General features: G+C 70.0%; 17 protein-coding genes. 5 read left to right on the top strand and 12 right to left on the bottom strand.

All coding sequences use genetic code 11. From position 1 onward, the window contains the following. From E1295_RS32205 to E1295_RS32190, 4 genes are all read right to left on the bottom strand, one after another. Positions 1–1,297: RNA polymerase sigma factor (locus tag E1295_RS32205; RefSeq protein WP_132636266.1), on the bottom strand; the 1,297-nt coding region annotated here is incomplete at its 3' end. Between the two features lie 144 nt (positions 1,298–1,441). After that, entirely contained in the window at positions 1,442–2,242 is an 801-nt protein-coding gene (locus tag E1295_RS32200) for a hypothetical protein (RefSeq protein WP_132636264.1), read from the bottom strand. A gap of 78 nt (positions 2,243–2,320) precedes the next feature. After that, positions 2,321–3,931, bottom strand: coding sequence for an ABC-F family ATP-binding cassette domain-containing protein (locus tag E1295_RS32195; RefSeq protein WP_132636262.1), 1,611 nt, complete (start codon positions 3,929–3,931; stop codon positions 2,321–2,323). 53 nt (positions 3,932–3,984) lie between these two features. Continuing rightward, positions 3,985–4,920 (bottom strand): phage baseplate protein, encoded by a 936-nt coding sequence (locus E1295_RS32190; RefSeq protein WP_220448998.1) that lies wholly within the window; start codon positions 4,918–4,920, stop codon positions 3,985–3,987. A gap of 178 nt (positions 4,921–5,098) precedes the next feature. Between E1295_RS32190 and E1295_RS32185 the strand changes: the two genes are divergently transcribed. The 5 genes from E1295_RS32185 to E1295_RS32165 all read left to right on the top strand — a co-directional run bounded on the left by E1295_RS32185 (position 5,099) and on the right by E1295_RS32165 (position 9,604). After that, positions 5,099–6,265: a glycoside hydrolase family 183 protein gene (locus tag E1295_RS32185; protein ID WP_132636260.1), complete on the top strand. Its 1,167-nt coding sequence runs from the start codon at positions 5,099–5,101 to the stop codon at positions 6,263–6,265. Next, positions 6,262–7,272, top strand: a complete 1,011-nt coding sequence (locus E1295_RS32180; RefSeq protein WP_132636258.1) for a DUF4432 family protein — start codon at positions 6,262–6,264, stop codon at positions 7,270–7,272. Before E1295_RS32185 ends, E1295_RS32180 begins: the two co-directional genes overlap by 4 nt. After that, positions 7,269–8,039, top strand: a complete 771-nt coding sequence (locus tag E1295_RS32175) for an SDR family NAD(P)-dependent oxidoreductase (protein ID WP_132636256.1) — start codon at positions 7,269–7,271, stop codon at positions 8,037–8,039. Before E1295_RS32180 ends, E1295_RS32175 begins: the two co-directional genes overlap by 4 nt. 231 nt (positions 8,040–8,270) lie before the next feature. After that, on the top strand, positions 8,271–8,690 hold the full coding sequence (locus tag E1295_RS32170) for a peptidase inhibitor family I36 protein (RefSeq protein WP_132331763.1): 420 nt from the start codon (positions 8,271–8,273) through the stop codon (positions 8,688–8,690). 80 nt (positions 8,691–8,770) lie between these two features. Continuing rightward, a complete protein-coding gene (locus E1295_RS32165) occupies positions 8,771–9,604 on the top strand; it encodes a hypothetical protein (RefSeq protein ID WP_132636254.1) in 834 nt (277 codons plus the stop codon). Here E1295_RS32165 and E1295_RS32160 read toward each other — a convergent pair. From E1295_RS32160 to E1295_RS32125, 8 genes are all read right to left on the bottom strand, one after another. Next, positions 9,563–10,999, bottom strand: coding sequence for a S10 family peptidase (locus E1295_RS32160; protein WP_132636252.1), 1,437 nt, complete (start codon positions 10,997–10,999; stop codon positions 9,563–9,565). The two genes, E1295_RS32165 and E1295_RS32160, sit on opposite strands and share 42 nt — an antisense overlap. A gap of 9 nt (positions 11,000–11,008) precedes the next feature. Beyond that, entirely contained in the window at positions 11,009–12,241 is a 1,233-nt protein-coding gene (locus E1295_RS32155) for an enolase C-terminal domain-like protein (RefSeq protein WP_132636250.1), read from the bottom strand. After that, positions 12,238–15,222 carry a glycoside hydrolase family 38 N-terminal domain-containing protein gene (locus E1295_RS32150; RefSeq protein ID WP_132636248.1) on the bottom strand — a complete coding sequence of 995 codons (2,985 nt, stop codon included), beginning with the start codon at positions 15,220–15,222 and terminating at the stop codon, positions 12,238–12,240. Before E1295_RS32150 ends, E1295_RS32155 begins: the two co-directional genes overlap by 4 nt. Further along, positions 15,222–16,031 carry a carbohydrate ABC transporter permease gene (locus E1295_RS32145; protein WP_132636246.1) on the bottom strand — a complete coding sequence of 270 codons (810 nt, stop codon included), beginning with the start codon at positions 16,029–16,031 and terminating at the stop codon, positions 15,222–15,224. Before E1295_RS32145 ends, E1295_RS32150 begins: the two co-directional genes overlap by 1 nt. Then, the gene (locus tag E1295_RS32140) at positions 16,028–16,861 is read right to left on the bottom strand and encodes a carbohydrate ABC transporter permease (protein ID WP_132636244.1); all 834 of its coding nucleotides are present in this window, start codon (positions 16,859–16,861) and stop codon (positions 16,028–16,030) included. Before E1295_RS32140 ends, E1295_RS32145 begins: the two co-directional genes overlap by 4 nt. Before the next feature lie 17 nt (positions 16,862–16,878). After that, positions 16,879–18,129, bottom strand: a complete 1,251-nt coding sequence (locus E1295_RS32135) for an ABC transporter substrate-binding protein (protein WP_132636242.1) — start codon at positions 18,127–18,129, stop codon at positions 16,879–16,881. A 42-nt stretch (positions 18,130–18,171) separates the two neighbouring features. Further along, entirely contained in the window at positions 18,172–18,870 is a 699-nt protein-coding gene (locus tag E1295_RS32130) for a FadR/GntR family transcriptional regulator (protein ID WP_132636240.1), read from the bottom strand. A gap of 88 nt (positions 18,871–18,958) precedes the next feature. After that, positions 18,959–19,537, bottom strand: coding sequence for a dihydrofolate reductase family protein (locus tag E1295_RS32125; protein WP_132636238.1), 579 nt, complete (start codon positions 19,535–19,537; stop codon positions 18,959–18,961). Between the last annotated feature and the right edge of the window lie 23 nt (positions 19,538–19,560).

The raw sequence follows: 19,560 nt of genomic DNA, 5'->3' as shown, positions 1-19,560 counted from the left end.
GGGTGCTGGAGGGGGCGTGCGTGTGCCGCGACGGCGAGGGTCTGACGGGAGGAGGCTCCGCCAGGGAGGGCTGCCCCGGGCCGGCCTGCGTCGGCGGAAGGCCGGGCGGCCGGCCCTGCCAGGTGGGCCACGGGCCGGGCGACGGCGGCGGGCCGCCGGTCGGCGAGGGCAGCAGGGGCGAGGGTGAGGGGATGACCAGGGGCGGCGGGAATCCGGGCGACTCCGTGACGCCGAGCGGGCGCATGGTCGTGGCGTCGACGATGGGCATCACGGTGACGGGGAGGTTCTTCGGCTCGCCCTGCCAGGGCAGCCTGATGCCGGGCGGCTCGCCCGTCGGGGGGAAGGCCGCCGTGGCGACGCCCGACAGGCCGCCGTTGTCCCTGCCGATCTGCTGGAAGATCACCGCTATCGCCACCACGGCCGCGACCGCCGCCAGCGCACCCGCCAGCGCCTGAGGCCACCTTCCAGGGCCCTTGTCCGCGGGAACGGGAAACCCGGCGGCTCCCAGGCCGCTGGTCCGCCTGGCGACGTAGCGCCGGTAGGGCAGCAACTCCGGGTCGCCGAAACAGCTCAGCACCCTGACCCGCAGCGCCTGCGGCAGCGCCACGGCCGGCAGCAGCGCGTAGACCTTGGGCGCCGACACCTCGCGGTCGCGGTGGGGTGCGCAGGTCTCGCAGCGCGACAGGTGCCTGATCAGGTGCTCGCGCATCTCCTGGGTCAGCTCGCCGGAGAAGCCGGCGAGGATGCGGGCGCGCACCGGGCAGTCGTACGGGCCCTTCCTGGCGAGGATCTCGGCCGTGATCGCGCCGCCGAGGTGTTCGCGGGCCTCCTCCATGACCTGCTCCACCTGGCGCGGCGGGAGCGCGAGGACCTGGGCGAGCTCGGTGGTTGGCAGCTCGTGCCGGTAGGCCAGCTCCAGCGCCTCACGGTCGGTGACGGGCAGGCCGTGGACCGCGTTCCACGCCATGACCCGCAGGTCGGCGTCGGCCGGGTCGTCCAGCGGCGGCGCCTCGGCGAGCGCCTGCGCGGGGCCGGGCGGCACGCAGGCCCTCCGCCGCAGGCATTCGGCGCGGGCCAGCGCGTACAGCCAGGTGCGCAGCCGCTCAGGCTCGGCCAGCGCGTCGGCGTGCGCCTCGGCCGCGATCAGCGTGTCACGGAGCGCCACCTGCGCACTGTCGCCACTCATGAGGAGGGACCAGCAGTAGCGGTAGATGCTCTCCGCGTAGGCGTCGTAGAGAGCGGTCACGGCGTCGGCGTCGCGGGCACGAAGGGCTTCCACCAGAACGCGGTCATCCATGTGACCGAAGGTAATGGATCGGTAACTAGTAGTTCCACCATTTCCGCGCCGTTGGCATGGCTTGTCGGGCGGCATGTTCGGGTTCCTCATGAATATTCGCGATAACCCGCTGCGACCAGATTTATCGAGCTTTGAGGCAGAAAATCATTGCTTATACTTGCTGACGATCTCGGTGCTCCGGTCCACCGCGAACGGCTCGGTCGTCGGCTTGACCGTGTGCACCGGCAGAGCGCCCCCGAGCGCCAGATCCTCGTAAGGGCGGCCGGTCGATCCCCAGGTCCGTGCGGTGATCTCGGTCTTGGCCACCTTCGCGCGCGCGGGCACCCCCGACACCGTGAGGATGAAGCGCGGCGGGCGGCCCGCCTTCACGTCGTCCACGAACGTGCTGCCCCCGGCCAGAAGTTTGCCCGATTTGTCGCGCAGGAGGGCATTGACGACAAGACTGCTCGCCGCCGTACGATAAGGATTATCCACATACCCCGTAATAAGGTATGAGCCGTCTTTCTGGCGCAGGGTCTGGGTCCGGGTGATGGGAAACTCACGGAACGCCGACGGGATCCGCGCCGCCAGCCGCCACTGCGCCGGACGATACTGGATCGTCACCTTGGCGGGCTTCTGGGTGGCGGTGGCCTGGCCGGTGAAGGCCAGCGACCCGCCCGGCGGCACGGCGTCGAGCGGCTGGTCCATCCTGACCACTTCGGCGCCCTTGGTGTCCTGACCGACGATCGTGGCCACCACGTGCTCGCCGAAGTGCCACGGGTTGGCGTTGCTGAGCACGCCGGCCCAGTTGACGGCGTACCCGTCGGCGGACTTGACGATATTGAAGACCTGCTCCTTGAGCGCGAGCGGCTTGAGCTCCTGGACGGGTTGTTCCTCGCTCGCGCACCCGGCGAGGCAGATCGCCCCGAGTGCGAGGAGGCTGACGGTTCGGCTACGCGGGATCACTTTGCCGTGATAACCCGTGCATGGGCACGGATGGCAGAGGACACGCGCCTGCCGTACCAAGTCTTTAACGCGGGTCCCCTAACGCGGGCGCACGACCCTGGCTTCGTCCCAGACCGGCTCGGGCGACTCGTAGACCGTGCCGTCGGAGCCGAAGACCAGGAAACGGTCGAAGTCGGTGGCGAACCAGCGGTCGTGGGTGACGGCGAGCACCGTGCCGTCGAACGCGTCCAGCCCCGCCTGCAGCGCCTCGGCGCTGGCCAGGTCGAGGTTGTCGGTCGGCTCGTCGAGCAGCAGCAGCGTGGCGCCCGACAACTCCAGCAGCAAGATCTGCAGGCGCGCCTGTTGCCCGCCCGACAACGACTCGAAGCGCTGCTCGGCGGCCCTGCCCGCCAGCTCGTAGCGGGCCAGCGTCTTCATCGCCTCGTTCTTCAACCGCGCGTGCTCGGTCATGACGATCTCGACAGGCGTTCGGCCGAGCAGCTCGGGGCGGGCGTGCGTCTGGGCGAAGTGGCCCGGCACGACCCGGGCGCCCAGCCGGGCCACGCCCTCGTGGCGGACCTGCTCCCCCGCCAGCAGGCGCAGGAAGTGGGACTTGCCCGAGCCGTTGGAGCCGAGCACCGCGACGCGCTCGCCGTACCAGACCTCCAGGTCGAACGGGCGCATCAGGCCGCTGAGCTCCAGCCCTTCGCAGATGACCGCGCGCTTGCCCGTGCGGCCGCCGCGCAGCCGCATCGTGATGTTCTGCTCGGCCGGCGCCACCTCGGGCGGCCCCGCCTCCTCGAACTTGCGCAGCCGCGTCTGGGCGGCGTGGTAGGCGGGGGCCATGCCGTCGTTGTAGCGGGCTTTGTTCTTCAACATGTTGACCAGGGCCTTGAGCTTGGCGTGCTCTTCGTCCCAGCGCCTGCGCAGCTCGTCGAGCCGCTCGTTGCGGGCCCTGCGCGCCTCGGCGTAGGTGGCGAACCCGCCGCCGTGGATCCAGATGCCGCCCGACTCGACGGTGATGATGCGGTCGGCCGCGTTGGCCAGCAGCTGGCGGTCGTGGCTGACCAGCAGCACCGTCTTCGGCGTCTCCCTGAGCTGCTGCTCCAGCCACTCCTTGCCGGGCACGTCAAGGTAGTTGTCGGGCTCGTCGAGCAGCAGGGTCTGGTCGGGGCCGCGCAGCAGCGCCTCCAGGACCAGCCGCTTCTGCTCGCCGCCTGAGAGGGTGGCCACGTCGCGATATTTCACCTGTTCGTACGGAATGCCGAGCGCGGCGACCGTACAGGTGTCCCAGAGCACCTCGATCTCGTAGCCACCGGCGTCGGTGTAGTCGCTGATGGCCTGCGCGTAACGCATCTGCGTCTTCTCGTCGTCGCGCTCCATCATCGCCAGCTCGGCCTCGTCGAGCCGTTCGGCCGCCTGCCGCACGGCGGGCGGTGCGACGCCCAGCAGCAGGGCGCGCACGTCGCTGCCGTCGCGCACGCTGCCGATGAACTGGCGCATCACGCCCAGCCCGCCCGAGCCGGCCACGGTGCCCTCGACCGGCTGGAGGTCGCCCGCGATCAGCCGCATGAGCGTGGTCTTGCCCGCGCCGTTGGGCCCGACGAGCGCCGCCTTCACGCCTTCGCCGATCCGGAAGGACACGTCGTTGAGCAGGGGCCGCCCGTCGGGCAGCACGTATGTCAGATGTCCTACTTCGACGTGGCCCATGCTGGGCAGGCTACCGGGCCGGTTCGCGACGGAGCATCACCTTTTCCGGCCGCTCAGATCAGCTCGGTCTTGTAGAAGATGCTGGCCTTGCGCGCCTTCGCCACGCCCGAGGCGAGCCCCAGGCACAGGCGGGGACCGCCGGAGGTGAGCTGGATGGCCATGCCCTCCGGCTCACGGAAGTCGAGCGACCTGCCCGCCTCGGTGCGCGCCCGCTGGATGCGGTCCCCCGTGCGCAGGTCGAGGCACGTGATGAACGAGTTGCCGGGCGGCGGGTTGTCGTCACTGTAGGCGTTGCCGGTCAGGATGTAGACGTAGTCGCCGTAGGGGGCGTACCCCTGGAAGGTGCCCAGACCCGACATCTGCGGCACGTCGTGGATCGGGTCGGCCGAGCCCGACTTGAGCGCGGCAAGCGAGAACACCGCGAAGCGGAAGGAGCTGCCGTCGTGGTAGCGCATGACCAGCCGGCCGGTCGAGGGGTCCGTCGCGCAGGTGGTGTTGGCCGCTCCTGAGATCGGGCTGAACTTGGTGAGCGCCGACGACGACCTCGTCAGGGTCTGCCCGTTGACGAACTTGAAGCGGGCCAGCCTGCTTCCCCTGGCGGAGTGGCCGTCGCTCACGGCGTCGGTCTCGGTCCACAGGTACGCCGAACTCCCCGACGGCTCGACCCCGATCTGCACGCCGTGGCCGAAGCCCATGAGGTACATGTGGCCGAGGACCGAGCCGCTCAGGCTCAGCTTGGTCAGGCACAGGTCACCCGCGGCGTTGGACCCGCCGCCGTTCTTCACCTGGACGGTGTAGATGTGGCCGTTGTCGTTGTCGAAGGAGAACGACTGCAGCACGGTCTCGTCGCGCAGCGCCTTCTTCCAGATGAGCGGGCTGGAGGGGGCGGTCAGCTGGAAGCGGCCCTCGGCCGAGGCCGCCGCGGCGCCTGTGGCGGTCGCCGCGCCCGCCACGGCCGTGACGGCGGCGCCCGCCCCGATTCTGAGCAAACGCCGACGGGTGACCGGCATGTGCGAGGACATCATCACCATCCGTTCTGCTGTGATCAGCACGCGGGCGTCACTGTAGCGGTGGCGGCCTCAGCTTTCGGGTGAAATCAGGAGACTCTAGACAGTAAGTGATCTAATGACTAGAACTGTAGGAAGCCTCCTCCCCCAAGGACCAGTGATGACGCGATTCCGCTCCGCCCTCGCACCCCTCGCCATCGCGTTGACCGGCCTGACGGCCGTGCCGCAGCCGGTCTGGGCCGCGCCTCCCCGGCCGGTGCCCTCGGCGGCGCCACAGGAGCGGCAGGCCACCGCCGCCTCCGAGTGCGCGCCGACCGTCGCGGGCGCCACCACGAACGCCCGCCTGACCGGGCTGTTCACCACCTACGGCAACGACAACAGCCGCCTCGACGACTGGACCGGCGCCGACGGCACCTACTCGCTCAAGCTGCCCGGCGGGAAGGACCTGTGGATCTTCTCCGACACCTTCCTCGGCCGGGTCGATCCGGACGGCTCGCGACCGCCCGTCGTCGAGGAGGGCGGCACGACCGTCTTCCTCAACAACACCTTCGCCGTCGAGCGCGACGGCAGGCTGTCCACGATCCACGACGGCACTTCGGACAAGCCGACCGCCGTGATGCCGCCGCGCGACGAGAACCACTGGTTCTGGGCCGGTGACGCGACGCTGGCCGGCGGCATCGTGGAGGTCACCTACCAGGAGTACGAGCGCTTCGGCGAGGGCGCGTGGGACTGGCGCTGGCACCGCAACGTGGTGGCCAGGTTCGCCCCCGGGCGGCTCGACGAGCCGATCAGCGTGCACGACCTGCCCTCGGGGCACGGCGTCTCGTGGGCCTCGGCGACGCTCAAGGACGGCGGGTACACCTACGTCTACGGCGTCGAGGACCTCGGGTCGCCGAAGTACATGCACCTCGCCAGGGTCAAGGGGCAGAGCCTGCTGGGCCGCTGGGAATATCTCAAGGCCGACGGCACCTGGTCGCCGGACGAGGCCGACTCGGCGCGGGTGATGAGCGGGGTGGCGAACGAGTACAGCGTCAGTAAGGTCGGATCGGGATATGTCCTGATCACTCATGACACTACCGAGGCGCTCAACCCGAACATCGTCGCCTACTCCTCCTGCTCCCCGTACGGCCCGTTCACCGGCAAGCAGCACGTCTACACGACCCCCGAGACCAAGGGCGACGTCTTCACCTACAACGCCCACGCCCATCCCGACGTCAAGGGCGACGGGCTCGTGATCTCGTACAACGTCAACAGTTTCGTGAACACCGACCACTACCGTGACGTGACGATCTACCGGCCCCGATTCCTGGATGTGACCTTCGAGTGAGACGTAACTGGGCGGCCCGCCTGCGGCACATCACGATCGACGGGCTGCGGGCGGTCGTGCTGGAGAACGAACGGCTGCGCGTGACCGTCGTGCCCGGCAAGGGCGGCGACGTGGTGGAGTTCCTGCACAAACCCACCGACACCGACCTCGTCTGGCTCTCCCCGCAGGGCCTGCGCGACCCGCGCGACCACCTCCAGGGCGCGGCCGACGACGTCGCCCAGTTCGTCGACCACTACGAGGGCGGCTGGCAGGAGGTCTTCCCCAACGGCGGCGCTCCGAGCGAATACCGGGGCGCGCGGCTGGCCCAGCACGGCGAGGTCTCCGGGCTCCCGTGGGAGTACGAGGTCGTGGCCGACTCCGAGACCGAGGTCGCGGTACGCCTGCACGTACGCACGCGGCGGCTGCCGTACCTGGTGGAGAAGGTCTTCCGGCTGCGGTCGGGCACGGCCGCGCTGGAGGTCGAGGGGCGGGTCACCAACGAGTCGGACCTCCCGCTGCACGCCATGTGGGGCCAGCACATCGTGTACGGCCTGCCGTTCCTGCGCCCCGGCGCCACGATCAGGCTCCCCGAGGGCGTCACCGTGATCCCGCACGAGAGCGCGATCGGCCCGGGAGGGCGGCGGGTCAGGGCGGGCGGACCCTGGCAGTGGCCCGTGGTGCCGGCGGACGGCGGCGGCGAGACGGACCTGAGCGTGGTGCCGGAACGGGGTACGCCGAGCGACATCGTGTACCTGACCGGCTTCGACGAGGGTTGGTACGAAATTTCGGGGGACATCGGTATGCGGGTGGAGTGGGACGCCAGGGTCCTGCCGTACCTGTGGATGTGGCAGGAGCTCGGGGCGTCCACCGATCACCCCTGGTGGGGCCGGGCCTACACGGTCGGCCTCGAGCCCTTCTCCAGCATGCCCACCGACGGCCTGGCCGCCGCCGTGGCCAACGGCACGGCCCTCACCCTTGACCCTCACGAGACAAAAGAACTGCGGTTGCGCGCGGAGGTATTGGCATGAGCGAGTTCGGCGGGAAGGTCGCGCTGGTCACGGGCGGCTCGACGGGCATCGGGCGGGCGGTGGTCGACCGGCTGGCCGACGGCGGCGCGTCCGTGGTCTTCTGCGGCGCCGACAAGGACGCCGAGCTCGACAGCGAGCACGTCGTCGGCAGGATCGCCGACGTGCGCAGCGCGGGCGCCATGCGCGACCTCGTGGACCTGGCCGTGGCCAGGTTCGGCGGGCTCGACATCGTGGTGACGTGCGCGGGCGTGCAGCGGTACGGCACGGTCGAGGACACCCCCGAAGAGGTCTGGGACGAGGTGCTCGACATCAACCTCAAGGGCGTCTATCTCACGTGCAAAGCCGCCGTCCCGAGGCTGCGGGCCCGCGGCGGCGGCTCGATCGTGGTCATGTCGTCGGTCCAGGCGTTCTCCTCGCAGGCCCAGGTGGCCGCCTACACCGCGAGCAAGGCCGCGCTGAACGGCCTGACCAGGGCCATGGCGCTCGACCACGCGGCCGACGGGATCAGGGTGAACGTGGTCTGCCCCGGCTCGGTGGACACGCCGATGTTGCGCTGGGCGGCCGACCTGTGGCGCGGCGAGCTGTCGCAGGAGGAGCAGGTCGCGCAGTGGGGCACGTCTCATCCGCTGGGCCGCGTGGGCAGGCCCGAGGAGGTGGCCGAGATGGTGGCGTTCCTCGCGGGCCCGCGAGCGTCGTTCATCACCGGGGCCGAGCACCGCGTGGACGGCGGGCTGCTCGCCCAGAACCCGGCGGCGCTGCCCGAGTAGGTCGAGGGGAGGCCACGGGTTCCTCCACCGGCGCACCAGAGCCGGCAACAGTTCCGTCAACGCGACGAAAGCCCACGTCACAGGCCTGATACGAGTGAGTCGGCGAGCCAGGGCACGCGACCTTGCACGGGCGCGCAGCCCTTGTGGATCGGCGAGTCACAACGACTCGTGTTCGATTCGGCACGCTAAGTTACCGAGGTCGAAAACGACTCACCGATCGAGGAGAGACCTGTGAGGCTATCCAGGAAGGCCGCCGGCATCGTCGCCGTGGCCGCGATGTTCACCGTGGTCGCCCCCGCGGCCGCCGCGGTGGCGAGCCCCCGCTCGACCTGCTACGGCGGTCGTGTCTGCCTGTACGCGGGCTTCGACTACAACCGCGGCCAGATCGACCACTGGCGTGACTTCGTCAAGGACGACTCCAACCTTGCCGACAACAACTGGCTGAACTGGGACTTCAGCAACACCTGGCACAGCATGGACAACGAGACCAGCTCGGTCAGGAACCGGGTCGGCTGCAGCGCCACCCTCTGGCAGCACCCCGGCTACACGGGCGCGCACAGCACGTTCACGCACAACTCGAACGACGGTTACCTGTCGAACAACGCCATCGGCAACAACCGCACCAGCGCGATCGACATCTGGTGCCGCTGAGAATTGACGGGAGTGCCGGTTTCCGGGCTTGGCCGCCGGAAACCGGTCGCCGGAGGCTCCTCGCGAGCACGCTGCTGCTGGTGGCGTCAGCCGCGGCCTGCTCCGCCGACGAGCCCGCCGCGCCCGCGGCGCCCGACCAGGACAGCGCCGCCATGACGCAGCTGGTGCTGCCGTTCGACGCCTACAAGACCACTCCCAAGCAGCGGGCCGTTCTGGGCAATGCCCACAACCACCTCGTCGTCCAATGCATGCGCGAACGGGGCAGCACCGTCACCCCACCCGCGGAGGACGCCGCCGATATCGCCGCGGTCGATCCCGGCAACTCCCGCCGTTACGGTGTCACGGACATCGAGGCGGCCAAACAGTACGGCTACCACCTGGCCAGGCCGCCCTCTCCCGACACGACCGGCGCGTGGGCCGCCAAGCTGCCCAAGCCGGTCCGCCACCGCCTGTACGGCACCGCCGCCGACCGCGGCTGCCTCGACCGGGCGACGCAGACCCTGGACAAGGGGGCGCGCAAGGCGGACTGGCCGTGGTTCTCGTTGCAGGACTCGCTCACGCTGGAGCAGGCCGCCAAGGATCCCACGGTGAAGGAGGCGGCCAAACGCTGGCAGTCGTGCATGGCCCAGGCCGGCCACTCCTACCCGTCGCCCGAGGCGGCCATCGCCGACAAGCGCTGGAACCTGGACGAGCCGGAGGTCACCGAGGAGGAGAAGCAGACGGCGACCGCCGACACCAGGTGCAAGTGGTCGTCGGGGCTCGTCCTGGCGTGGTACGGAGCCGACGCCGAGCTCCAGCAGGACGTGATCGCCGACAATCCCCGCCGTTTCACCGCCCTCCGCTCCAACCTCAAGCAGCGGCTGAAACGGGCGTCAGGCCTGCTCGCCCAGCACAAAAGCGGCCAGGTCGGCTGACTGGCGCAGCCTGCTGGGCTCGTGGACGTACATCATGTGGCCGGCCTCGTAGTACGTGAACTCGACGTTGGCGGCCAGCTCCGCGGGCACCGGCAGGTGGGCGATGGCGTGCTCGGCGGCGTAGTAGGGGGTCGCGCCGTCGTGGTAGCCGCTGGCCACGTGCACCCGGAGGTGCGGGTTGGCGCGCATGGCGGCGGCCAGCTTGTCGGTGACGGCGACGTGCGCGCCCTCGAACTCCTTGTACGACCACGGCTGCACGCGCGAGGTGAGCACCTCGTACGGCAGGTCGCTGGCGTAATCCAGCTCCGCCCGCAGGTAGTGGTTGAGTGCGGCGCTGTACGGCCCCATGATCGCGTTCATGCTGGGGTCGGCGAAGAAGTGTTCGCGCCCCGCGTCGGGATCCCAGCCGGTGAAGCGCCCGTCGAGCCGGCCGACGACCTGGCGGCGCGGGCGCAGCAGCTCGGTGAAGAACCGGATGTGCTCGATCCGCAGGTCCACCCGGTCGACGTAGTCCTCGGTCAGTCCCGTCAGCGCGGCGATCCTGGCCACGGCCGAGGCGCGCTCGTCGGGGGTGAGCCGGTTGCCGCGGGCCAGCGCCCACGGGTAGTCGCGCTCGGCGAACTCCTCGGCCTCGCGCAGCACGTCGGCCAGCGGCCGGTCGCCGTGCAGCCCGTGGTAGTGGGCGATGGCCGCGTACGTCGGCAGGTAGAGGACGTGGGCCAGGTCGTTGCCCTGGTTGAACTCGCCGGTGATGAAGTCGAGCACCGAGGAGATCAGCATCACGCCGTTGATGTACATGCCGTAGCGCGACTGCAGGTGCTCGGCCAGCCCGGCCGCCCTGACCGTGCCGTACGACTCGCCCGCGAGGAACTTCGGCGACATCCACCGCGCGTTCCTCGTGGTCCACAACCTGATGAGCTCGCCCACCGACTCCAGGTCGCCGGTGAACCCGTGGTACGGCTCCGGCTTCTCCCCCTCGGCCGCCCGCGAGTAGCCGGTGGAGACCGGGTCGATGAAGACCAGGTCGCTCACCGTCAGCAGGCTCTCCTCGTTGTCGGCCAGGCCGTACGGGGGAGGCAGGAGCGCACCCGCGTCCCCCATGACGACCCGGCGCGGCCCGAGCACGCCGAGGTGCAGCCACACGCTCGACGATCCGGGCCCGCCGTTGAAGGCGAACGTCACCGGCCGGCTCAGCGGGTCGGCGCCGTCCAGCGTGTACGCGGTCACGAACATCTCGGCCTTCGGGCGCAGGCCGTCGAAGGCGCCGTCGGTGAAGACCTCCTCGCGCAGCACCATCGTGCCGGTGGTGGCGGTGTAGCGCTCCCCTGACGGCAGGGCATGGGAGGTGGTGACCAGGTTGTCGGCGGGCGGAGCGGGCCGCGAAGGTTCAGACATAGCGCACCATTATGGTGTGACCTCGACGGACACGGCGGGGTCGGCGAACCGTGCGTTCGGCACGGTCGCGTACCATCCGGGCCTGCCGGGGTCGCGGTCGTACGGGTAGCCGCCCATCTCGCGGTAGAGCTCGGCGTATTTCGCCACCCGATCCCTGTCGAGCCGCACGCCCAGCCCCGGACCGTCCGGCACGGCGATGGCGCCCTCCGAGTACGCCATCTTGCCGCCCTCGATCACGTCGTCGCGCAGCTGGTGGTAGTGCGCGTCGGCGGAGTAGGTGAGGTTCGGCAGCACCGCGCCGAGGTGGAGCATGGTGGCCAGCTGGATGCCGAGCTCGCCCGACGAGTGCACGGCCACCCCGATCTGGAACGTCTCGCACACGCCCGCCGCCTTCACGCACGGCCGGATGCCGCCCCAGAAGGTCGTGTCGAGCAGCACCACGTCGGCGGCCCTGCGCAGCACGTTGGAGGCGAGCTGCTCGAAGTTGACCACGACCGTGTTGGTCGCGAGCGGCACCCTGACCTGCTCGCGCACGGCTCTGAGCCCTTCGAGCCCCCAGACCGGGTCCTCCAGGTAGTCGTTGTTCAGCCCTTCGATGGCCCGGCCGAAGCGCAGGCCCTCCGCGACCGACAACACGGCGTTCGGGTCGTACCTGAGCCGGTCTCCGGGGAACGCCTCGGCCAGCGCCCGGTAGCACTCCAGCTCGTAGTCCGGCGGGAACACGCCGCCCTTGAGCTTGTGCACGGTGAACCCGTGCGCCGCCTTGAGCCGCGCGGTGTGCTCGACGAGCTGGCCGGGCGTGCGGATCTCGGCGTGGCCCTCGGCGGCGTACCGGAAGAACAGGTAGGAGGCGAACGGGACGGCGTCGCGGACGCGCCCGCCCAGCAGGTCGCTGGCGGGCACGCCCAGGTGCTGCCCGATGAGGTCGACGCAGGCGAACTCGATGGCGGCCAGGAGCTGGGTCCGGTTGTTGTAGAGCGAGGCCGTCGGGTTGGCGATCTTGAAGCGCAGCGCCTCCAGCTGGAAGGGATCATGACCCTTCAGGTACGGCACGAGCGCGCGGAACGCCGACTCCGCGCTCTCGCCCCCGCCGCCCATCTCCCCCAGGCCGATCAGCCCGTTGTCGGCCTCGACCTCGACGATCGTGCGGACGAACCGCCCCCAGTGCGCGCCGTTGCTGTGCCGCAGCGGCGCCTCCAGCGGAACCGCGACCGTCGTGGCCCTGATGTCAACGATCTTCACGCGCACGTCCCCCTGACCACGGCCACCCCGCAGGCGGGCAGCCGTACCTTGACCGACTCGTCCACCACGTCCAGCCCGCGGGCCGAGCGCAGGCCCGGCAGCGTGACCGTGGCCTCCACCGGCTCGGCGGCCAGCGACTGCAGCCGCACCACCCGCTCGTCACCCGACCGGCCGAGCGACGTGACGAGCACGTCGGGGTGGTCGACGGAGACGTACGTGCGGCCGGCGGCGGGGCCGTCGCCGATGAGCGCGCCGACGAACGGCTCGGTCAGCCCGGAGGCGACCGCCGCCCCGAGCCGCCTGCCTCCCGTTCCGGCCTCGCTGGTGACCGCGTACCGGAACGTCGTCTCGCCCTGCTGCTGGGCGGGGAAGTTCGTGTCCCAGATGTTGTTGAGCGCCCACGAGTAGACCGTGCCGTCCTCCTGGTCGAGGGTCGGCGGGAACGGCGCGTACGGCATGTGGATGGTGCCGAGCTGCACCAGCGGCGCCTCCAGCGTGGCCCAGGCGATGGTCAGCTCGCGGTCCTCGAACGCGATCCAGTGCCGGATCGGCAGCATGTACTCGGCCGAGCCCGGCACCCGGGGCACGTCGGGGCCGCCGACGCCGCCGGTCAGCTCCCAGGCCGTGGCCTGGCCCGCGGCGAACGGGAAGGCCAGGAAGACCGCCTCCTTGGAGGGGGTGCCCTGCTTGGCGAGCTGGTAGGTCAGGTCGACCCTGGGCACGCCGTTGTGCAGCTCGATCGTGGTGCGCAGCCAGTCGACGCCCTTGGCCTGCAGCTCCACGACGAGCTTCTCGCCCACGGCGGTGCGCTGGACCTTGGTGACGACGGCGTTCCTGCCGATGGCGCGGTCGCCGAGCAGGGTGCGGTCATGCGCCCCCACGTGTCCGGACATGTGGTTGAAATGCGGGGCGGTGGCGTACTGGTCGTAGACGTACTGGCCGAACCCGGCCGCGGCCTCGCCGTTGACCAGCTCGCGGCCCGCCCGCTTGTCGAAGATCGAGCTGACGTACCCCTCGCGCACGTCGTACGCGACCCGGTAGAACTCGTTCTCGATCACCCCGTCCCGGCCCAGCTCGACCGGTTCGGGGGCCTGGGTCCGACCGGGCACGACGTCGAGGCGGACGTAGCCGTGGCCAGGGATGTCCTCGACGACCGCGTGCACGTGCCGCCCGATCGGCCTCGTCGGCCAGTCCACGGGGTCGACCAGCTCCTCGTGGTGCGCGAGCGTGCGCCCGGTCCGGGCGTCCACCACCGCGATCGGCACGTCCACGCCCACCACGTCCCTGGGCAGGAACGCGCGTACGACGTCGGTGCGCGCCCGCGTGCCGGGGTTGAAGACGGCGAACGCGGCCAGTGCACCGTCCGTGCCGTGCTCACCGCCGGCCCCCGTCAGCGCGGCGGCGAACCTGCGGGTCGCGGCGTGCAGCAGGTCGGACGCGTCGTCCTGGGCCTGGTAGGCGCCCGACGACTTGCGCGTCCACTGCAGGCCGCCCGAGTCGCCCGCCTCCTCGGCGTCCTCCCACGGGTTGGCCGCGCCCCAGGTGTGCTCGTTGAACAGCGCGACCTTGTCGTAGGCGGCGTCGATCTCCTCGGTGGCGTCCTCGCCCGCCAGCGTGTGCAGCGTCTCGGCCACCCGCAGCGCCGACTGCGCCCTGCGCACGTAGCCGAGCGGGCGCGCACCCGAGCCGAGCCCGTCGGCCCACCAGTCGGTCCAGTCGCCCTCGTGCACGGAGAGCCGGTCGAGGTAGTGCTCCTCGACGTGCTCGAAGAAGTCCTTGTTGGCGGCCGAGCGCAGGCGCGGGTAGGCCCACTGCTCGTTCCACCTGCGGGCGATCGAGGCCGGCACGATCGACGGGCCCGCGTTGTCGGCGTGCGCGCCCTGCACCCGCAGGTGCAGCACGTCCAGCTCGTACGGCTCCTTGGGCGCGTCGGGCCCCTGCCAGCCGAACGTGCCCGGCCCGTACGGGTAACCGCGCGTGGCCAGCGCCGACAGGTAGCGCGGCAGCAGGTCGTCGGCCAGCTCGAAGGAGTCGGTCAGCCCGACCGTGTTGCCCTCCATGTACGCCATGCCGTGCGGCGTGTCCGTGAACCACACGATGACCTCGTTGCCGCTGGGCGCCCGCCACCGGAACGGCCTGGTCAGCTTGTCGCCGCCGTGCAGGTAGGGCACGGACCGCCCGGCCCAGTTGTGGGCCGCCGCCAGGTAGCGCACGCCGTGTGCGCTGAGCGCGTCGACCAGGCCGACGACCGCGCCCGGCACGTCGGTGTGCATCGCGGACGTGGTGGCGAAGCCGTACCGGTCCTTGAGCTGGGAGGTGAAGCGGAGCTGGCGGTGCAGCTCCTCGGTCGAGCAGGCCTCGGTGTGCAGCTGGAACGGCAGTGCCGTCACCTCGATGACGCCCTCGCGGGCCCGCGCGGCGAACTTCTCGACCAGTTCGGGCGGCCGCGCGTCGAGCCACCTCAGCGCCGGCATCGACGACTCGACGCTCCACCGGAACTTGGCGTCGTCCGGCCAGGACGAGGTCTCCTCGGCCAGCCGCAGCGCCGCGTCCAGGTAGTCGAGGTGGTGGCGGAGCACCGTGCCCTGCGGGTCGGTGTAGCCGATGTCGAGGTGCGAGTGGTGCACGACGAACACGCTCCACTTGCGCTGCGGCGTCACCGTGACCTGCGCCGAGCCCACCGGGCCCGCGTCGTCGCGGCACTCCAGCGTCAGCTCGCGCGGCGCGTCCACCTCCGGCACCAGCAGCGTCACGTCGCTGCCCGACGCGCTGTCCACATCCACCAGCGTGTGCGTCAGCGGCCGGGTGCTGGACACCCTGACCGCCTGGCGGCCGTCGTGGGTGAACAGCGGCAACACCGCGACCCGCACCTCCAGCCCGCGCACGCTGATCACCGGTGTCGAGGTGTCGTCGCGCAGCGCCTGCCTGATCCCGTCGTAGTCGGGACTGCCCAGGCTTCGCTGGAGCAACCGGCTCGTCATCAAACACTCCCTAGAGACAGGCCCCTGGCGAAGAGGCGCTGGGTTGCGAGGAACAACACGACCGTCGGCAGCGAGACCACGAGGCCCGCCGCCAGGCCGACGGGCACGGGGGTTCCGGCGTACACGTCGGTCATGAGGCCGGCGATGGCGGTCATCACGGGCCGCACCTCCTCGGTCTGCGTCAGCGTCAGGCCGAAGATGAGGTCGTTCCAGATGAAGGTGAACTCGAGGATGAACACGGCGGTCAGCGCGCTGGCCGAGATCGGCAGGTAGATGCGCCAGAAGATGCGCCACGTGGAGGCGCCGTCCATCCGGGCGGCCTCGAAGATCGAGAACGCGACCCCGGAGTAGAAGTTGCGCAGCACGAACGCGGCCAGCGGCACGTTGATCGCCGTGTAGATGAGGATCATGCCGAGCCTGGAGTCGTACAGGCCGGCGTCGCTGTAGCCGACGAAGAGCGGCACGAGCAACATCTGCGAGGGGAAGATGGTGCCGCCGAAGATCAGCAGGAACCACCAGAAGCCGTACTTCAGCCGCAGCACCACGATGGTGTAGCCGGCCAGCGCGCCCACGAGCACGCCGAGCAGCGGCGAGACGAAGCTGTAGAGCGCGGTGCTGGCCAGGCTCTGCGTCAGGTCGGCGCTCTCCAGCGCCCGTCCGAAGTTCTCGAACAGCGCGAAGTCGCCGGACGGCACCCACGCGCTGCCCGGATCGTACGACCCGGCCGGCCGCGCGGCGTTGATCAGCAGCAGGTACGTCGGCCCGAGCCAGACCAGCCCGAGCACGACGAGCACGGCACGCCTGATCATGTGGCGGTCACCTGCCTCTTGAGATAGAGGTACGACGCCAGCCCTGTGACCACCGTCAGCATCACCGCGACCGCCGACCCGTAGCCGTAGTCGCTGGCCACGAACGTCTCCTTGTACATCGTCACCGCGAGGGTCTCCGAGTTGCGGCCGGGCCCGCCCTGCGTCAGCACCCACACGATGTCGAACGTCTTCAGCCCGGCCACCAGCGCGAGCCCCACCACGACGGCCGTCAGCGGCCTCATCAGCGGCCAGATGACGTGCCGGAACAACCGCCACCCTGAGGCGCCGTCGAGCCGGGCGGCCTCGATGGGCTCCTTGGGGATCGACTGCAGGCCCACCACGAACAGCAGCGTGTTGACGCCTAGCTGCTGCCACGTCCAGACCAGCAGCATGGCGACCGTGTTGGTGGGCGCGTCCTGCAGGAACGCGGTGTCCACGCCGAGCATCAGGTTGGCGATCCCGCCGTGCGACAGGATCGGGCTCCACACCATGGCGAGCCCGGCACCGCTCAGCGCGTACGGCAACATGAACGGCAGGCGGTACCAGGCGCCGCCCTTCAGGTCGTACGACAACACCGCCACCAGCAGGCCGAGGCCGACCGGCAGCACCATCGTGCCGACCACCCAGATCAGCGTGTTGCGGGTCGAGGTGAGCAGCGCCGGATCGTCGAACAGCTTGGTGAAGTTGCGCAGCCCGATGAACGCCGGCGGCTCGAGGCCGTCGTAGCGGGTCAGGCTCAGGTAGGCCGTCCACAGGAACGGCGCGTAGAGCAGCCCCGCGACCAGAAGAGCGGCCGGCGCGACGTAACCGTGCTTGAAGCGACCGAGCAAGGGAGCACGTGTGCTCACTACTGCGTGCTCCAATACTCGTCGGCGGCCTGCTGGATGGTCTCCAGGACCTCCTTGTACGAGCCGGGCTGGGTGACGAACTTGCTGAACCCGTCGAGCGCGGCCGTCAGCACGGGCGGCGGCGTGGCCTCGAAGTAGCGGTTGACCAGGCGGTATTTCCCGCTGCCCGCGTCCTTGGTGACGGCGCCGAGCGCCTTGTCGTCGATCTCCACCTTCGGGTTGGCGCTCACGTCACCGCGGCTCGTCGCCCACTTCTCCTGGGCCTCGGCGGTCGTCCACCACTTGAGGTATTTCGCGCCGGCCTCGGGGTCGGCCGCCTTCGTCAACGAGCACAGCGGCCCGCTCTCGAAGATCATCGAGGTCTTGGGCAGCGCCGGGTTGAGGTTGGGGATGACGAAGAAGTCGTAGTCCTCGCCGGCCTTCAGGTTGCGCTGCGTCATGCTCGTGTTGAACCAGCTGCCGGACGACACCATCGCCGCCTTGCCGTTCTTCAGCACGTCGGCGGGGTCGGTCTTGTCACCCGGGTTGATGAAGTAGCCGGCGTCGATCAGCTGCTTCCACTTCTCCATGACCTGCACGACTCCCGGGTCGGTGTACTTCGCCTGGCCGGTGGACAGGCGGTCGTACAGGTCGGGGTCGGTGCCGGCCAGGAGCTGCTCGAACCAGACGAACGAGAACAGCACGCTGGTGTGGTAGAAGGCCTTCACGCCGTTCTGCTTCAGCGTGTCGGCGGTCTTGATGAGGTCGTCCCAGGTCTCCGGGGGCTTCAGGTCGTACTTGTCGAAGATCTTTTTGTTGTAGAACATGCCCCAGTAGGCGACGTTCATCGGCACGCAGTACTGCTTGCCGCCGATCGTGTAGTAGGGCAGGAGGTCCTTCGACAGGTCGCCCGCCTTGATCGCCTCCTGCCAGATGGCCGAGGTGTCGGCCACCTGCTTCTGCTTGACGATCTGTTCGAGCATTCCCCCGGTCTGCCAGGTGAACAGGTCAGGCTTGACGTCGGTGCGGAACGACGCCTTGATGAACGCCTGATACTGGGCCGAGTCGGTGTATCCCGTCGGCTTGATGCTCAGGCCGACGCTCTGCTTGGACAGAGCGCTCATCTCTTCGAAATACTTCGTCCACGCGCCCTTGTCGTTGTACAGCGTCAGCTCGGTCTTCTTCTCCCGCGGCGCGCCGGCGCCGTTGCCACCGCAGGCGGTCAGGACGAGCGCCGCCACGCCGAGCGTGACCACACGTGACCGGAACATGGACCGGCCTCCTTGTTTCCATCGGGGGTTCAACCGGGCGGTTCAACCCGGGGGGTGCAACCTGTGCTCTATGACCGTCCTGACCTCGACCAGATGGGCCCGCATGCGCTCCTCGGCCTGCGCCGGGTCGCGCGCCTCGATGGCCTCCAGGATCGCCAGGTGCTCCTCGTAGTCGCGCCGCCGGTCGTCGAAGATCTGCAGGATCTCCCGCTGCTCGGGCCCGTGGACGAGGAGCAGCGAGTCGACGACCTCGTGGAGCACGCTGTTGCCCGCCATCCGCGCGGTCGCCCGGTGGAAGGACATGTTCGCCTCGTGCAGCTCGGCGTCCTCGCCGCGCAGGTGCTTGCCCGCCTTGTCGAGCACCCCTTTGAGCACGGCGAGCTCGTCGCCCTCCGCGCGCTGCGCGGCCATCGCGGCCAGCGGCGGCTCGATGACGATGCGCGCCCCCAGCAGCTCGACGAGCTGGGCGGCGTGCACCTCGCGCATGTTGGGGTTGGGCAGGACCAGCCGCTCGATGGCGGCGCCCACGTAGATGCCGGAGCCGTGCCGCAGCTCGATGGCGCCGGTGGCCTCGAGCCGGCGCAGCGCCTCGCGCAACGTCGGGGTGGTGACGGCGAAACGCTGGGAGAGCTCTCTGGTCGAGGGCAGCCTGTCGCCTGGCCGGTGCCCGCCCTTGCGGATGAGCTCCAGCATGCGCTCGGTGAGAGCGTCGGAAAGCGTGGGCCGCGTTACCTCGGACATATCAAGTGATCTAATCACTTATTACCATCGGCGTCTACGACACCCGACAGATTTCCGGAGGAAAAGTGCCTGGTGAGAGGTCCGGCGCTCAGCCGGCGTGCGTGGGTCGCACCACCTGGTGGCGGAGGTAGAGGACGCCGGAGTCGAACGTCCTGCTCTCGACCAGGCGGGTCTCGACCGGGGTGGCGAGTTCCGGGAAGAACCGCCTGCCCCGACCCAGCACGATCGGGTGGACGAGCAGCCGGAACTCGTCCACCAGGCAGAGCCGCACCAGGCTGTGCGCCAGCGTCGCCCCGCCCACCTCCAGGTCGCCGCCGTCCTGCCGCTTCAACCGCGTGACCTCCGCCTCCAGATCACCGGTCATGAGCGTGCTGTTCCAGCCGACCTGGGTGAGCGTCCTGGAGAAGACGTACTTCGGCGTCGCCCGCCAGGTCCGGGCGAAGTCGACGACGACCTCCGGGGCGTCCGGCTCCTGGTCGGCCGTGGGCCAGAAGGCCGACATGTTCTCGTACAGGCCCCGGCCGTAGAGGGCGCCGCCCATGCCGCGTGCCATGTCGTTGCAGAAGGCGTGCACCTCCTCGTCGGGCGACGACCAGCCGATGTCCCCGCCGGGGGCCTCCACGTAGCCGTCGAGGGAGACCATCATGCAGTAGATGACTTTGCGCATGCCTGTACAGACCTCCGCACGCG

This window comes from Nonomuraea mesophila (assembly GCF_004352805.1).
Classification (GTDB): Bacteria; Actinomycetota; Actinomycetes; order Streptosporangiales; family Streptosporangiaceae; genus Nonomuraea; species Nonomuraea longispora.
The sequence above is the reverse complement of the archived record's forward strand: the minus strand, read 5'-3'. Positions and strand labels throughout refer to the sequence as shown.